This is a genomic window from Brevundimonas vesicularis (genome assembly GCF_027886425.1).
GTDB classification, from domain to species: domain Bacteria; phylum Pseudomonadota; class Alphaproteobacteria; order Caulobacterales; family Caulobacteraceae; genus Brevundimonas; species Brevundimonas vesicularis_C.
The window spans coordinates 560,892-576,210 of record NZ_CP115671.1 but is presented as its reverse complement, the minus strand read 5'-3'; the positions used below and the strand labels follow the sequence as shown (position 1 = coordinate 576,210).

Here is a 15,319-nt window from a genome sequence, read left to right as displayed (position 1 = left end):
GCGCATTCTTGGTGGCGGGAGCGCGTTTAGGCGCGCTTGAGGGCGAACTTCATCTGGTCGAGCTTGGTCTTCAGCGAGGCGTCGAACAGTTTCGAGCCGACCTTGACCTTCAGGCCGCCCAGGATCGACGGATCGACGCGCGCGGTCAGTTCCGGAGCCTTGCCCAGGCTCTTGGACAGGGCGGCGGTAATGGCGGCGACCTGTTTGGCGTCCAGCGGCTGAGCCGAGACGACCTCGGCGGCGACCACGCCGGCGTGTTTTGCGTAGCGCGCCTCGAACCCGGCGATCACGGCAGGCAGATCCTTGGCGCGATGGTTCTGACCTAGCAGACCCAGGAAGTTGGTTGTGGTCTGCTCGAACTTGGCCTTGGCGGCGATAGCCACCAGACCCTTGGCCTGGTCCGGCGCGGCGATGACGGGCGAGGTGGCCAGGCGACGCAGGTCGGCGCTTTCGGTCCAGGCCGCCTTCAGCGACTTCAGGTCGGCGCGGACGGCGTCCAGGCGGCCGGTTTCCAGCGCCAGGTCGAACAGCGCCTGTGCGTAGCGATCGCCGACTTCCGTCGTTCTGAAATCATCAGCCACTGATTAGGGTCCGAGGTCGTTGTGTCAGGGTCGCAACCGACTGCGAGGCTCGCAACGGTCAAAAGCTTGAAATGCTTACGGAAAGCACGACGGAGGCCGTATCCGGAAATACGCCCCCTTCAAGCCGGGCGCCTGATAGCACGGGGTTTCGCCGCTCGCAACATTGCGTGAAGGCGCACCGATGCCGCAGGGGACCGACGAGGCATCTCGTCTCCTCCCCACGCGTGGGGAGGGGGACCGCGAAGCGGTGGAGGGGTTCTTCAAGTCCCACGGGCGCCGGGGATGCGAAGGAGCCCCTCCGTCTCTTCGCTGCGCTTCGAGCCACCTCCCCACGGATGGGGAGGAGACGATACTTAGCCATCGCAATGCCGCTGGTCCATTTCCTGCGACTTCAAACGCTTGCCGATTTATGTGCGCCTTTTCCCGTCCACGGGGTCAAACGGCCCCATAATGCACCCGTCTCGTCGCATGGAGGGCTCGTAAGGCCTGCGACCTTGCGGCGGCGAGAGCGGATGGAACGGGAGCGGGTCTGAAACGGCTCGCGCCGACAGCGACTCATGGAGCGGTGTCGGAGGGTCGAGGGGGATACTCGATCGCACTCGGGCCGGTCCTCGCAGGGACCGCCGACCCGTCGCAGGCTTATGGGGTTAGGCGATAAGACCGCCACCGCTCGGCGCCCCGAGCTTGCAGGCCAACTTTCCGCGCGGAGCGTCATACCCTTCGTCGAAACGGTACTTCACATCACAGAACTCCGGGCGAAGGCCCGGCGCTCCGCCCAGCCCTCCACCAACTTCGCTGCGATTGCGCGAAGGCGCCGTCGCGTGTCCAGTCGCCTCCCCGACAGACAGGGGGGTGCGACCATGACGCCGCACCCCATCGCTTGATCGGAACCTGCGTCGGCCCTAGCGCTTTCCGCTCAAGCTTTATCCTCCACCAGGAAACCCCATGCTCGACAGCATAACCCCCTTGCTCTCCGATCCGGCCGCCTGGGCCGCATTGGTGACCCTCATCGTGATGGAGGTCGTGCTCGGCATCGACAACCTGATCTTCATCTCAATTCTGTCGAACAAACTGCCCGAGCATCAGCGGCAGAAGGTGCGGCGCATCGGTATCGGCTTGGCGCTGATCATGCGTCTGGCCCTGCTGTCGATCATCGCCTGGCTGGTCGGTCTGGTGCAGCCGGTCTTCACCGTCATGAACAATGAATTCTCGTGGAAGGACCTGATCCTGATCGCGGGTGGTCTGTTCCTGGTCTGGAAGGCGACCAAGGAAATCCACCACACGGTCGATCCCACCCCCAGCCACGATGTCATGGACAAGAAGGACGTGGTCATCGCCAACGCCGGCGCGGCTATCTTCCAGATCATCCTGTTGGACATCGTCTTCTCGATCGATTCGATCCTGACCGCCGTCGGCATGACCGAGCACCTGCCGATCATGGTCGTCGCCGTTCTGGTCGCCGTGACCGTCATGCTGCTGGCCGCCGACCCTCTGGCCAACTTCATCAACAAGAACCCCAGCGTCGTCATGCTGGCGCTCGGCTTCCTGCTGATGATCGGCATGGTGTTGATCGCCGACGGCTTCGGCTATCATGTGCCCAAGGGCTACATCTATGCGGCCATGGCCTTCTCGGCCGGTGTTGAGGCGTTGAACATGCTGGGTCGCAAATCCGCATCCAAGAAGGAAAAGGCCGAACTGGCCCGCAGCGAGGCGAACGCCGCCGAGGCCCGCGCGCAAAAGGCCGAGGCCGAAGCCGCCGCCGAGCGGGGCTGAGGCTCATGATGCGCCTGTCGTCCCGGCTCGCCGGCCTTGTCGCCGGTCTGCTGCTGACGACAGGCGTCGCCTTGCCGGTCAGGGCCGAAGTGCCGGTCCAGTCCTACGAGGTCGTGCGGGCCTATCCGCACGACACAGGGGCCTTCACCGAGGGCCTCTTCTTCCACGACGGCGGCCTCTACGAGAGCACGGGCCTTTATCCGTCCTTCATCCGCAAGGTTGATCTGGAGACCGGCCGCGTGGAGCGTCAGCGCGACCTGCCGACCATCTACTTCGGCGAGGGCATGACCACGCTGAACGGCAAACTCTACAGCCTGACCTGGCGCAACCACATCGGCTTCATCTGGAAGCTGGACGACTTCTCGCCTCTAGGCGGCTTCTCCTATCCGGGCGAGGGCTGGGCCCTGACCACCGACGGGCGCCGGCTGATCATGAGCGACGGCACAGACCAGCTGCGCTTTCTGGACCCCGAAACCCTGGCCGAGACCGGCCGCGTCTCCATCACCGCCGACGGCCGGCCGCTGGATCAGATCAACGAACTGGAATGGATCGACGGCGAGGTCTTCGCCAATATCTGGCAGGACAACCGCATCGCGCGCATCGATCCCGAAACCGGCGTGGTCAAGGCCTTCATCGATCTGACCGCCCTGGTCCCCAAGGGCGCCAACCTCGACCCCAACGACGACGTCCTGAACGGCATCGCCTGGGATGCGGCGGGCAAGCGCCTGTTTGTCACCGGCAAACGCTGGCCGCAGCTGTTCGAGATCAAGCTGCGCTGATCCGCACGAAGAAAAGGCCGGACGCTGCGACAGCGCCCGGCCCTCTTCTTTTCAGCCTCTGCCCCGGCTCAACCGTGCAGGTCGAACCGGTCCAGCTCCATCACCTTGGTCCAGGCCGCCACGAAGTCCGAGACGAACTTCCCTTCGGCGTCGGCCCCGGCATAGACCTCGGCCAGCGCGCGCAGCACGGCGTTGGAGCCGAACACCAGATCGACACGCGTGCCGGTCCATTTGGCTTCGCCCGTCTTGCGGTCGCGGCCTTCGAAGACGTCCTTGGCGTCGGAGGTCGCCGCCCACTTCACGTCCATGTCCAGCAGGTTGACGAAGACATCGTTGGACAGCGCGCCCGGCCGCTCAGTCAGCACGCCGTGCGTCGCGCCGCCCGTATTGATGTTGATCGCCCGCAGGCCGCCGATCAGCACCGTCATCTCCGGCGCCGTCAGCGTCAGCCGCTGCGCCTGATCGATCAGCAGCGACTCGGCCGGCACCGCATAGCGGGCCTTCTGGAAGTTGCGGAAGCCGTCGGCGACCGGTTCCAGATAGCCGAAGGACTCGACATCCGTGTCCGCCTGGCTGGCGTCCGTCCGGCCGGGCGTGAACGGCACGCTAGCGTCGTGGCCCGCCGCCTTGGCCGCCTGCTCGACGCCCGCATTGCCGGCCAGCACGATCAGGTCGGCCAGGGAGACCTTCTTGCCACCCGTCTGCGCCTGATTGAACTCGGTCTGGATGCGCTCCAGCGTCTTTAACACCCGGTCCAGCTGTTCGGGCTGGTTGACGGCCCAATCCTTCTGCGGCGCCAAACGGATGCGGGCGCCGTTGGCACCGCCCCGCTTGTCCCCGCCGCGGAAGGTCGAGGCCGAGGCCCAGGCCGTGCCCACGAGCTCAGCGACGCTCAGGCCCGAGTCCAGCACCTTGGCCTTCAGAGCCGCCGCGTCCGTCGCGTCGATCAGCGGATGATCCACCTCCGGCACCGGATCCTGCCACAGCAGGACTTCGCTCGGGACCTCCGGCCCGACGTAGCGCGAACGCGGCCCCAGATCGCGGTGCGTCAGCTTGAACCAGGCCCGCGCAAAGGCGTCGGCGAACGCCTCCGGATCGTTCAGGAACCGGCGCGAGATCTTCTCGTATTCCGGGTCAAACCGCATCGACAGGTCGGTCGTCAGCATCGTCGGCCGCTTCTTCTTGGCCGGGTCGTGGGCGTCGGGGATGATCTCGCCCGCGTCCTTGGCCACCCACTGATGCGCGCCCGCCGGGGACCTCTCCAGCTCCCATTCGAAGCCGAACAGGTTTTCGAAATAGAAGTTGCTCCATTGGGCCGGGGTCTGGGTCCAGGTGACTTCCAGGCCGCTGGTGATGGCGTCGGCGCCGTGTCCCGTTCCGAAGCTGGAGGTCCAGCCCAGGCCTTGCGCCTCCAGGCCGTCGCCTTCCGGCTCTGCGCCGACGTGGTCGGCAGGGCCCGCGCCGTGCGTCTTGCCGAAGGTGTGGCCGCCGGCGATCAGGGCCACCGTCTCTTCATCGTCCATCGCCATCCGGGCGAAGGTGTCGCGGATGTCGCGCGCCGCCGCGATCGGATCGGGATTGCCGTCCGGCCCCTCCGGATTGACGTAGATCAGGCCCATCTGCACGGCGGCCAGCGGGTTCTCCAGATCGCGCGAATGCTTGTCGCCGTCCGCATTGTCATCGCTGACCAGCACGGCCTCGTCGCCCGGCTTCACAACACCGTCCGAGCCGTGGGCATAGCGCTCGTCGCCGCCCAGCCAGGTCGTTTCGCGACCCCAATAGACGTCCTGATCCGGCTCCCAGGTATCGGCGCGGCCGCCGGAGAAGCCGAAGGTGCGGAAGCCCATGGTCTCCAGCGCGACGTTTCCGGTCAGGATCATCAGGTCGGCCCACGAGATGGCTTGGCCATACTTCTGCTTGATGGGCCACAGCAGGCGACGCGACTTGTCGATATTGACGTTGTCGGGCCAGGAGTTCAGCGGCGCGAACCGCTGCTGGCCCCGCCCGCCGCCGCCCCGACCGTCGCCGACGCGATAGGTGCCGGCGCTGTGCCAGGCCATGCGGATGAACTGCGGGCCGTAATGGCCGAAGTCGGCCGGCCACCAATCCTTGGAGTCCGTCATCAGCGCGCGCAGATCCGCCTTCAGCGCCTCATAGTCCAGCTTGGAAAAGGCCTCGCGGTAGTCGAACGACTCCCCCAGCGGGTCGGACTTGGTCGAGTGCTGGTTCAGCAGATCGACCCGCAGCTGATTGGGCCACCAATCGCGGTTCTGAACGCCGCCGCCTGCGACCGACCGGGGCGTCCGGCCGGAAAAGGGGCATTTGGCTTCGTCGGTCATGGTGTTTTCTCCCTGCTGCTCTGGCGCACGACGGCGAGCGATTTTTGCATCGCCCTGTAGATGATGGGGTCATACGACACGGGTCAAACGGATAAAGCCAATCGATTATCCTTGGCGTCAGCATAGGGCAGGCCTATTTCCCTTCCATGCTCCCCACGTTGCGTCAGCTCCAGTATCTCAAGCTCCTGGCCGAACACGGCAGCTTCTCGCGCGCCGCCGAGGCCGCTCATGTCAGCCAGCCCGCCCTCAGCGCCGGGGTGCAGGAGCTTGAGCGCATCCTGGGCGCGCCGGTGGTCGAACGCGCGCGCGGCGCCGTAATCATGACCGCCGTTGGAGCCGAGGCCGTTCGCCGCGCCGAGGACGTCCTGGCCCGCACCGAGGATCTGGTCGAGGCGGCCAAAAACGCCGGGCGTCTGCTGTCCGGCCGTTTCCGCCTGGGCGTCATCCCCACTGTCGCCCCCTTCCTGCTGCCCGCCAAGCTCCCGTCGGTGAAGACCGCCTATCCCAGCCTGAAGCTGTTCATCCGCGAGGATCTGACACCCCGTCTGATCGCGGCGCTGAAGGCGGGTCAGATCGACGCGGCGGTCATCGCCCTGCCCTATGACGCGCCAGGCATCGCCCACGCCCGCATTGGCGATGACGAGATCATGGCCGCCGCCCCTGCCGACCATGCCCTGGCCGCGCCCGGCCCCATCCGTCCCGGCTCGCTGCGGGCCGAGGATCTGATCCTGCTGGAGGACGGCCATTGCCTGCGCGACCACGCTCTGGCGGCGCTGGACATCGAGGCCCCGCGCGGAGACGACGTCTTTGCGGCCACCAGCCTGCATACCTTAGTTCAGATGGTCGGCTCGGGCCTCGGCGTCTCCTTCCTGCCGAAGATGGCGGTGCAGGCCGGTCTGGCCGACAACCCCTCCGTCGCCATTCGCGCCTTCGAAAACCAGGCCGACGGCGCCCCGCCCCACCGCGAGATCGTCGTCGCCTGGCGCGCCGGCTCCAGCCGCGCCGCCGAGGCCCGGCTGCTGGCCGAGGCCCTGAAGCTAGAGTGAAGCTGGAGCGAAAACGGACTGAGGCTCGATTGATCGATTGACCTGAGCGCCGAACAGGCGGCTTGGAAACGGATGGCAACCGAAACCGTCTATATCGTCCAGGCCTACGTCCAGGGCCGGGGCAAGGCCCTGCGCGCAGAACCCCAGGTCGGCTGCAAAGACGCCGAAGAGGCGCGTCGCAAGGCCGAACGGCTGGCGCCGTTGCGTCTGGGCGTCGTCGCCTTCGCCGTCTCGGCCGACACCGAAATGGGCGAATACGACGAAGAGCCCACCATCCTCTTCAAGTCCGGCCAACTGCCGCCGCCGTTCAGCGATCCGGACTGACGACCAAGCAACCCGCCCCGACAGGTCGCGTTTGCTTTCCTGACAACGGATCGGCGCCGCCCCGGGCGTCCGACCGAAACTTCAGGACGCCCCATGGCCTATCGCACCCTCAATCCCTTCACCGAACAACTGGTCGAGGACTATCCGGAACACACCGACGACGCCGTCGAGGCCGCCCTGGCCAAGGCCGACGGCCTGTTCCATTCGGATTGGTCCAAGGGCGACATCCAGCCGCGCCTCGCCGTGCTGAAATCCCTGTCGGGCCTGCTGATCGAAAACCGCGACGACTTGGCCCGCACCATGGCCGAGGAGATGGGCAAGCCCCTGGCTCAGGGGCAGGGCGAGATTGATCTGTGCGCCGGCATCGCCGCCTACTATGCCGAGAAGGCCGCCGATTTCCTCAAGCCCGAAAAGATCGACAGCGAACTGGGCGAAGCCTGGGTCGAGTTTCACCCGATCGGCGTGCTGCTGGCGGTCGAGCCGTGGAACTTCCCGATCTACCAACTGATCCGCGTCGTCGCTCCCGCCATCGCGGTCGGCAATCCCGTGCTTTACAAGCACGCGGGCATCGTGCCGCGCTCCGCCGCCCGGTTCGCCGAACTGGTGCGCGAGGCCGGCGCGCCCGAGGGCTTCGTCGCCAACCTCTACATCTCCTCGGACAAGGTCGCCGAACTGATCGGCGACGACCGCATCCAGGGCGTGGCCCTGACCGGATCGGAGGGCGCCGGCGCCAAGGTCTCGGCCCGCGCCTCGGAAATGCTGAAGAAGTCCACGCTGGAACTGGGCGGCAGCGACGTCTTCGTGGTGCTGGACGACGCCGACATCGAAAAGGCGGTGGCGGCCGGGGTCGAAGGCCGCCTGTCCAACGCCGGCCAGGTCTGCACCGGCTCCAAACGCTTCATCGTCCAGAAGTCGGTTTCCGACGCCTTCATCACCGGCTTCGTCGAAGGCATGAAGAAGGCCGTCATGGGCGACCCGCTGGACGAGGCCACCGACCTGGGCCCGCTGTCGTCCGAGGATGCGCTGAAGACCCTGACCAAACAGGTGGACGAGGCGATCCAGCACGGCGCCAAGGCGGTGACCGGCGGCAAGCCCGCCGATCGCACCGGCTTCTTCTACGAGCCGACCGTCCTGACGGACGTCGCGCGCGACAACCCGGCCTTCTATCAGGAGTTCTTCGGCCCCGTAGCCCAGGTCTTCGTGGTCGAGGACGACGACGCGGTCGTGGCCCTGGCCAACGATTCCCACTTCGGCCTGGGCGGCTCGATCTTCTCGGGCGACACCGACCGCGCCCGCAAACTGGCCTCTCGCATCGAGACCGGCATGGTCTTCATCAACACCACCACGACCTCCATGCCCGAACTGCCGTTCGGCGGCGTCAAACGCTCGGGCTTCGGCCGCGAGCTGGGCGATGTGGGCATCAAGGAGTTCGTGAACCGCAAGCTGGTGGTCGTCAGCGCCGACTGACCACCGCCTTTCGGCAAACGGAAAAGGGCCGGCGGATCGCTCCGCCGGCCCTCTTTCTTGTCTGGACGAACCGCGACCTATTCGGCGGCGATCGGCGCTTCGGTTTCCGGGCCGCGCGCCAGGTTGCGCAGCACATAGGGCATGACGCCGCCGGCCAGCAGATAGTCCAGCTCGGTCTGGTTATCGATCCGGCAGCGGACCGGGAAGCGGGCCATCTTGCCGTCCGACGGGCGGAACAGCTCGACCCACAGGTCCTGACGCGGCTTCAGCTTGCCGATGTTGGCGTCCGACAGGCCGCGGATCGTGACGATCTCTTCGCCCGTCAGGCCCAGCTTCAGCCAGCCGTCCTGCTTGAACTGCAGCGGCACGACGCCCATCCCGACCAGATTCGAACGGTGGATGCGCTCGAAGCTTTCGGCGATGACGGCGCGGACGCCCAGCAGACGCGTGCCCTTCGCCGCCCAGTCGCGCGACGAGCCGGTGCCGTATTCCTTGCCGGCGAAGACGACCAGCGGGCGACCTTCCGACTGATACCGCATGGCCGCGTCGTAGATCGACATGGTGTCGCCCGACGGGAAGTGCTTGGTCACGCCGCCTTCGATCTCGGGCGTGATGCGGTTCTTGATGCGGATGTTGGCGAAGGTGCCGCGCATCATGACTTCGTGGTTGCCGCGACGGGCGCCGTAGCTGTTGAACTCGGCCGCCTCGACGCCGTGGTTGGTCAGATAGACGCCGGCGGGCGAGGTCTTCTTGATCGAACCGGCCGGGCTGATGTGGTCGGTGGTGATCGAGTCGCCGAAGATGGCCAGAACGCGGGCCTCGACCACGTCCTGAACCGGGGTCAGGTCCATCGACAGACCGTCGAAATAGGGCGGGTTGGCGACGTAGGTCGAGCTGTCGTCCCACTCATAGGTCTGACCGCCGGTGACCTTGATGGCCTGCCAGTGCTTGTCGCCCTTGAACACGTCCTTGTAGCGCTTGGCGAACATGGCCGGGGTGACGGACTTGCGCTGGATGTCGGCGATTTCCTGCGTGGTCGGCCAGACGTCCTTCAGGAAGACGTCGTTGCCCTTCTTGTCCTGACCGATCGGGTCCTTGGTGATGTCGATCCGCATCGAGCCGGCGATGGCGTAGGCCACGACCAGCGGCGGCGAGGCCAGATAGTTGGCCTGGACGTCGGGGTTCACGCGACCTTCGAAGTTGCGGTTGCCCGACAGGACCGAGGTCGCGACCAGGGCGTTGTCGTTGATCGCCTTGGAGATGGCCGGATCCAGCGGACCCGAGTTGCCGATGCAGGTAGTGCAGCCGTAGCCGACCAGGTTGAAGCCCAGGGCATCCAGGTCCTTTTGCAGGCCGGCGTCGGTCAGATAGTCGGTCACGACCTGCGATCCGGGGGCCAAGGACGTCTTGACCCAGGGCTTGGCCTTCAGGCCCAGCGCATTGGCCTTGCGCGCCACCAGACCGGCGGCGATCAGGACCGACGGGTTGGAGGTGTTGGTGCAGGAGGTAATGGCCGCGATGACCACGTCGCCGTCGCCGACGGTGAACTTCTCACCCTCGACCTCGGCGCGCGGGGCGTCGGCCGGGCGGGCGAAGACGTCGGTCAGGGCGGTTTCGAAGGCCGGGGCGGCGGTGGTCAGTTCGACGCGGTCCTGCGGACGCTTCGGGCCCGCCAGCGACGGCACGACGGTCGAGATGTCCAGTTCCAGCACGTCGGTGAAGACCGGATCTTCCGAATTCTCGTCGATCCACAGGCCTTGCGCCTTGGCGTAGGCTTCGACCAGGGCGACGCGCGCCTTGTCGCGGCCCGTGGCGGTCAGATAGCCGATGGTCGCGGCCGAGACGGGGAAGAAGCCGCAGGTGGCGCCGTATTCCGGCGCCATGTTGGCGATGGTCGCCTGGTCCTCGATGGTCATGTTCGGCAGGGCGTCGCCGAAGAATTCGACGAACTTGCCGACCACGCCCTTCTTGCGCAGCATCTGGGTGACGGTCAGCACCAGGTCGGTCGCCGTCGTGCCTTCGGGCATCGTGCCCGTCAGCTTGAAGCCGATGACCTCGGGGATCAGCATCGGAATCGGCTGGCCCAACATGGCCGCCTCGGCCTCGATGCCGCCCACGCCCCAGCCCAGGACGGCCAGGCCGTTGATCATGGTGGTGTGGCTGTCGGTGCCGACGACGGTGTCGGGATAGGCGACGGTCTTCTTGCCTTCGTCCAGGGTCCAGACGGTCTGGGCCAGGTTCTCCAGATTCACCTGGTGGCAGATGCCGGTGCCGGGCGGCACGACGCGGAAGTTGTTGAAGGCCGACGAACCCCAGCGCAGGAAGTTGTAGCGCTCGATGTTGCGCTCATACTCGCGCTCCACGTTCTGGCCGAAGGCCTTGGACGTGCCGAAGTTGTCGACCATGACCGAGTGGTCGATGACCAGATCGACCGGCACCAGCGGGTTGATCTTGGCGGCGTCGGCGCCCAGGGCGCTCATGGCGTCGCGCATGGCGGCCAGATCGACCACGGCGGGCACGCCGGTGAAGTCCTGCATCAACACGCGGGCCGGACGGAAGGCGATCTCGTGCTCGACCGAGCCCTTGTTCTCGACCCAGGCGGCGACGGCCTTCAGGTCGTCCTCGGTGACGGAAACGCCGTCCTCGTTGCGCAGCAGGTTCTCCAGCAGCACCTTCATCGAGCGCGGCAGGCGGGAAATCCCGGTCAGACCGGCTTCCTCGGCGGCGGGAAGGCTGTAATAGGCGTATTTCTTACGCCCGACGGAAAGGTCCTGGCGGGTCTTGAAGCTGTCGATCGACGGCATGGAGAGTTCCTCTGGTCAGCGCCGCCCGACAATCCGGTTGCGCCTTCGCGCGGCAGACGCAGCGGCTCACAGGGCCCCTGCGCGCGCGGCGAAAGCCTGCTGCGGCGACCGTGCCTATAGCCCCGCCACGCCGCACCGTCCATGTGTCCACACCCCTGACGTGGACATTGAGAAGGGTTCGCAGATTTGGCGCGGCGGGTGAAACGCGATGATCCACACCCTCGCCCTCTCCGGCCTGACCGTCTCGCGCGGCGAGCGCCGACTGTTCGACGGTCTCGACCTGACCTTGCGCGCCGGCGAGGTGCTGGCCCTGACGGGTGCAAACGGGGCGGGCAAGACCAGCCTGCTGCGCGCGATCGCCGGCCTGCTGCGCCCCGACGCAGGCACGGTCGCCTTCCAGGACGGCGACGGCAATATGCTGGACGAGCGCCAAGCGCGTGGACGCGAAACCCATTTTCTCGGTCATCTGGACGGGCTGAAAGGCGGCCGCACGGCGCGCGAAGAGCTGGGGTTTCAGTGCGACTGGTTGGGCCACACCCAGTACGGCGTCGACCACGCCGTCGAGGCTTTCGGTCTGAAACCTCTGCTGGACCTGGAGGTCCGGCGGCTTTCGGCCGGCCAGCGCCGTCGCCTGGCCATGGGCCGGCTGGTCGGATCGCCGCGCGCCTTGTGGCTGCTGGACGAACCGATGGCGCCGCTGGACGCCCGCTGGCGCGAAGCCTTCGCTGAACAGATGCAGCGACATCTGGACGCCGACGGCCTGATCGTCGCCGCCGTGCACGACCCCCTGCCGCTGCCGACCCGCTCTCTCGATCTGGGGGCGCTGAAGTGAGCCGCCGCGATGTCGATCAGGAACCGCGCCCGCCCGGCCTGCGCGGCGCGACGCGCGTGCTGCTGGAGCGCGAACTGGATCTGGCCTGGGGCGGGGGCGGCGGCCCCTTGCTGGCGTGCGGCTTCTTCGCCTGTCTGACCGCCATACTGCCGCTGGCGGCCGGCGGCGATCCGCGCACGCTCGGCCCCGTCGCCGGCGGCGTCGCGTGGTTGGCGCTCGCCCTGGCCTCCCTGCTGTCGCTGGAGCGGCTGTTCGAGCGTGACATGGAGGACGGGGCGCTGGATCTGCTGGCCCTCGGCCATCTGGCGCTGGAGCAGGTCGTCTTGATCAAGGCCCTGGCGCAGTGGATCGCCGTCGGTCTGCCGCTTGCCCTGACCGCCCCCGTCGCCGCCCTGGCGCTTGGCCTGCCCGCTTCGCTGACGCCGCTGGTCGCACTGACCGCCCTGATCGGCGGCGCAGGCTTCGCCTTCACCGGGGCGCTCGGCGCCGCCCTTGCGCTGGGCGCAAAGCGTGGCGGGCTGCTGATCGCCGTCGTCGTCCTGCCGCTCTTTATTCCCCCCGTCGTCTTCGGCGCCGGCGCCCTGGAGCGCGCCGGATCAGGCCAGCCGGTCGGCCCGGCGTTGGCGTTGCTGTGCGCTTACGTGCTGTTCGCCGCCGTCGTCGCGCCCTTCGCCGGGGCCGCCGCCGTTCGCAACGCGCAAGGGTGAGCTTGCCCGCCGCCCCTTCGCCGCGTAAGCGCTGAACCGATGTTCGGCCTGTCCAATCCGCAGCGTTTCATGGCCTTCACCGGCCCGTTGACGCCCGTTCTGTGGGGGCTCGCCGCCGTGCTGCTGGGCGTCGGCGCCTGGCTCAGCTTCACCGTTCCGGCCGATTATCAGCAGGGCGACACGGTGCGGATCATGTTCGTCCACGTGCCTGCCGCCACCCTAGGCCTGGGCGCCTATGCCGCGCTGGGTGTGTCCAGCTTCTTTGCGCTGATCTTCCGTCACGCCCTGGCCGACGCCGCCGCCCGCGCCGCCGCCCTGCCGGGCGCCGCTTTCACGGCCCTGGCCCTGTTCACCGGCTCGCTGTGGGGCCAGCCGATGTGGGGGACCTGGTGGGTGTGGGACGCGCGCCTGACCAGCGTGCTGGTGCTGTTTCTGTTCTATCTCGGCTATATGGCGCTGAGAGCCTCGATCGACGACGAGCAAAAGGCCGGGCGCGCCGCCGCCGTCCTGGGTTTGGTCGGCCTCATCAATCTGCCGATCGTGAAATTCTCGGTCGATTGGTGGAACACCCTGCATCAGCCCGCCAGCTTCCTTACACCTGGCTCCTCGGGGCTGGACCCCGTCTATCTGCCGCCCTTCCTGACCATGCTGGCGGCCTACGGGATGCTGTTTGCGGCCCTGTGGCTGACAGCCATCCGCACCGAGATCCGCCGCCGCCGTGTCATGACCCTGCGCGCTCGGTTGGCTCAGGAGGCCTGACGCCATGCTCGACCTCGACATGACCCCCTACGCCGCCTTCGTCTGGCCCGCCTGGGGCGTCAGCGCCTTAGTGCTGACCGCCCTGACCGTCCGCGCCGTCGTCGCCTCCCGCAAATGGAAGCGCGAACTGGCGCGACTGGAGCCAGAGCAAACGCCCTCGTCAGAAGGGGCGGATTCCAAACGTCCTCAAGCAGCGCGAAGCGCGTTAGGACAAGAGAAATGAACCGCTGGCTGGCCCTGATCCCGCTGGCGGTCCTCGCGGCGCTGGCGGCCCTGTTCGTCGGGTGGTCGCTGAAGCGCGATCCGGCTTTCAAGCCCGACGCCCTGGTCGGTCAGACCATCCCCGAGACGGTCCTGCCCCTGCTGTCGGGCGACCAGGCGGGACCGGGCAATCTGGACCTGAAGACCGCCGGCGTCGGCCGGCCCATGCTGGTCAATGTGTTCGCCTCCTGGTGCGCGCCGTGCCGGATCGAACACCCCAAGCTGCTGGCGCTGAAGGCGCGCGGCGTCGCCGTGGTCGGCATCGCCTACAAGGACGAGCCGGTCGCCACTCGCGCCTTCCTCGACGAACTGGGCGATCCCTATTCGATGGTGCTGGCGGACCGCGAGGGTCGCGCGGGCCTCGACCTCGGCATCTCCGGCGTGCCCGAGACCTTCGCCGTCGACGCCATGGGGCGCATCACCGCCAAACAGTCCGGCCCCCTGCTAGACGACGCCGACATCGACCGACTGGTCGCCTCCATGCAGGCCCCGCCTCGTCCCGCACCGACCAAGCGGTGAGGCCGCGTTAACCCTTTTTCGAGGGTTTCCGTTAACCATGTCGGTATGAGCGCGATTCGTCCCGGCCTGCCGCTGAACACGCCCGCCCAGGGCCTTGATCTGCCGAGCGCCCGCAGCGCCCAGGCGGCCTTCTTCCGCGCTGCAATGGAGCAGACTGCGGCGCCCAAGCCGCCGGTCCCGGCCGCCGCCGTCATGTCCACGATCCGAACCGCCAACCCGGCCCGGCCGGTGGAGGCGCCCCCCGCCCCGGCCCAGCGCGAGGAGCCGCGGATCATGCGCCCCGGCTCCTACCTCGACATCCGGGTCTGATCAGTTCCAGCCGCGGCTGGCGATATATTGCTGCAACGCCTCGATCCGGGTCGCATCCGACGGGTGGGTCGAAGCGAACTGCGGCGTCTGGGTCTGACGTTGCGCCGCCATCAGCCGCCACAGCGCGACCGCCTGCGACGGCTTGAACCCGGCGCCGGCCATATAGTCCACGCCCAGACGGTCGGCCTCCAGCTCGTCGCGCCGTGAATAGGGCAGCAGCAGCCCGTACTGGGCGGCCAAACCGCCATAGGCGTTGACCGCATCGCCATAGCGACCCGCCGCCCCGCCGACAGCCGCCAGACCGACGCTGGTCACCGTCTGGTTCGAGGCGCGCTCGGCCGCATGGTTAGCGACGACGTGCCCGATTTCGTGACCGATCACGCTGGCCAGTTGGTCGTCACTCTGGACCAGGGCCAAAAGGCTGGTTGTCACGCCGATCTGGCCGGACGGCAGGACGAAGGCGTTGGGGCTGGCCTCCGTGAACACCGCATAGTCCCAGGTCCGACCGCCCAGCCCCGCCGCCTGGACCAGACGGTCGCCGACGCGCCGAATCCGGTCGACCTGGCCGCCGGTCGTCATCACGCCTGGCTTGGCGATAGCCTCGCGCCAGGCCGCCGTCGACTGCTGCGACAGGGCGGCGTTGTCCACCAACAGCAACTGATTGCGGCCCAAGGCTTCGTTGTAGGCGCAGGCGGACAGGGCCGAGGCCGCGACGGCGGCGGCCAGGACAAGGGCGGAACGGCGGGGCAGGATCACGGGGCGGCCTCTTCGAGCAGGACGAAACAGCAAGGCAAATGGTCGCGCTGCGCCTGTGGTTCC

15 protein-coding genes are annotated in these 15,319 nt (G+C 67.4%); 11 read left to right on the top strand and 4 right to left on the bottom strand.

The features are described 5' to 3' along the window. Positions 1–26: 26 nt before the first annotated feature. Complete coding sequence (locus PFY01_RS02750) at positions 27–581, bottom strand: F0F1 ATP synthase subunit delta (protein WP_091751459.1); 555 nt, start codon at positions 579–581, stop codon at positions 27–29. Positions 582–1,526: 945 nt separating this feature from the next. Between PFY01_RS02750 and PFY01_RS02745 the strand changes: the two genes are divergently transcribed. Beyond that, complete coding sequence (locus PFY01_RS02745) at positions 1,527–2,354, top strand: TerC family protein (RefSeq protein ID WP_271042323.1); 828 nt, start codon at positions 1,527–1,529, stop codon at positions 2,352–2,354. Positions 2,355–2,359: 5 nt separating this feature from the next. Then, positions 2,360–3,133, top strand: a complete 774-nt coding sequence (locus tag PFY01_RS02740; RefSeq protein WP_271042322.1) for a glutaminyl-peptide cyclotransferase — start codon at positions 2,360–2,362, stop codon at positions 3,131–3,133. Between the two features lie 68 nt (positions 3,134–3,201). Here PFY01_RS02740 and katG read toward each other — a convergent pair whose 3' ends face one another. Further along, positions 3,202–5,472 (bottom strand): catalase/peroxidase HPI, encoded by a 2,271-nt coding sequence (gene katG, locus PFY01_RS02735; RefSeq protein WP_271042321.1) that lies wholly within the window; start codon positions 5,470–5,472, stop codon positions 3,202–3,204. A gap of 146 nt (positions 5,473–5,618) precedes the next feature. Between katG and PFY01_RS02730 the strand changes: the two genes are divergently transcribed. The 3 genes from PFY01_RS02730 (at position 5,619) to PFY01_RS02720 (ending at position 8,309) form a co-directional block, all read left to right on the top strand. Next, on the top strand, positions 5,619–6,518 hold the full coding sequence (locus tag PFY01_RS02730; protein ID WP_271042320.1) for a hydrogen peroxide-inducible genes activator: 900 nt from the start codon (positions 5,619–5,621) through the stop codon (positions 6,516–6,518). Positions 6,519–6,590: 72 nt separating this feature from the next. After that, positions 6,591–6,842: a hypothetical protein gene (locus PFY01_RS02725; RefSeq protein WP_271042319.1), complete on the top strand. Its 252-nt coding sequence runs from the start codon at positions 6,591–6,593 to the stop codon at positions 6,840–6,842. Between the two features lie 93 nt (positions 6,843–6,935). After that, positions 6,936–8,309, top strand: coding sequence for an NAD-dependent succinate-semialdehyde dehydrogenase (locus PFY01_RS02720; protein WP_271042318.1), 1,374 nt, complete (start codon positions 6,936–6,938; stop codon positions 8,307–8,309). A 77-nt stretch (positions 8,310–8,386) separates the two neighbouring features. On the opposite strand, the gene acnA is transcribed toward PFY01_RS02720, so the two are convergent. After that, the gene (gene acnA, locus PFY01_RS02715; RefSeq protein ID WP_091751475.1) at positions 8,387–11,113 is read right to left on the bottom strand and encodes an aconitate hydratase AcnA; all 2,727 of its coding nucleotides are present in this window, start codon (positions 11,111–11,113) and stop codon (positions 8,387–8,389) included. Between the two features lie 208 nt (positions 11,114–11,321). Between acnA and ccmA the strand changes: the two genes are divergently transcribed. From ccmA to PFY01_RS02685, 6 genes are read left to right on the top strand one after another with little or no spacing between them, the layout of a single operon-like run. Further along, on the top strand, positions 11,322–11,945 hold the full coding sequence (gene ccmA / locus PFY01_RS02710) for a heme ABC exporter ATP-binding protein CcmA (RefSeq protein WP_271042317.1): 624 nt from the start codon (positions 11,322–11,324) through the stop codon (positions 11,943–11,945). Beyond that, complete coding sequence (gene ccmB / locus PFY01_RS02705) at positions 11,942–12,652, top strand: heme exporter protein CcmB (protein ID WP_137720592.1); 711 nt, start codon at positions 11,942–11,944, stop codon at positions 12,650–12,652. The genes ccmA and ccmB overlap by 4 nt, the downstream gene beginning before the upstream one ends. A gap of 39 nt (positions 12,653–12,691) precedes the next feature. Continuing rightward, positions 12,692–13,411 carry a heme ABC transporter permease gene (locus PFY01_RS02700; protein ID WP_066553183.1) on the top strand — a complete coding sequence of 240 codons (720 nt, stop codon included), beginning with the start codon at positions 12,692–12,694 and terminating at the stop codon, positions 13,409–13,411. A 4-nt stretch (positions 13,412–13,415) separates the two neighbouring features. Then, positions 13,416–13,634 (top strand): heme exporter protein CcmD, encoded by a 219-nt coding sequence (ccmD, locus tag PFY01_RS02695; protein WP_271042316.1) that lies wholly within the window; start codon positions 13,416–13,418, stop codon positions 13,632–13,634. Then, complete coding sequence (locus PFY01_RS02690) at positions 13,631–14,191, top strand: DsbE family thiol:disulfide interchange protein (protein ID WP_271042315.1); 561 nt, start codon at positions 13,631–13,633, stop codon at positions 14,189–14,191. The genes ccmD and PFY01_RS02690 overlap by 4 nt, the downstream gene beginning before the upstream one ends. 45 nt (positions 14,192–14,236) lie before the next feature. Further along, positions 14,237–14,500, top strand: coding sequence for a hypothetical protein (locus tag PFY01_RS02685; RefSeq protein ID WP_271042314.1), 264 nt, complete (start codon positions 14,237–14,239; stop codon positions 14,498–14,500). On the opposite strand, the gene PFY01_RS02680 is transcribed toward PFY01_RS02685, so the two are convergent. Continuing rightward, positions 14,501–15,256 carry a M48 family metallopeptidase gene (locus PFY01_RS02680; protein WP_271042313.1) on the bottom strand — a complete coding sequence of 252 codons (756 nt, stop codon included), beginning with the start codon at positions 15,254–15,256 and terminating at the stop codon, positions 14,501–14,503. Positions 15,257–15,319 lie beyond the last annotated feature (63 nt).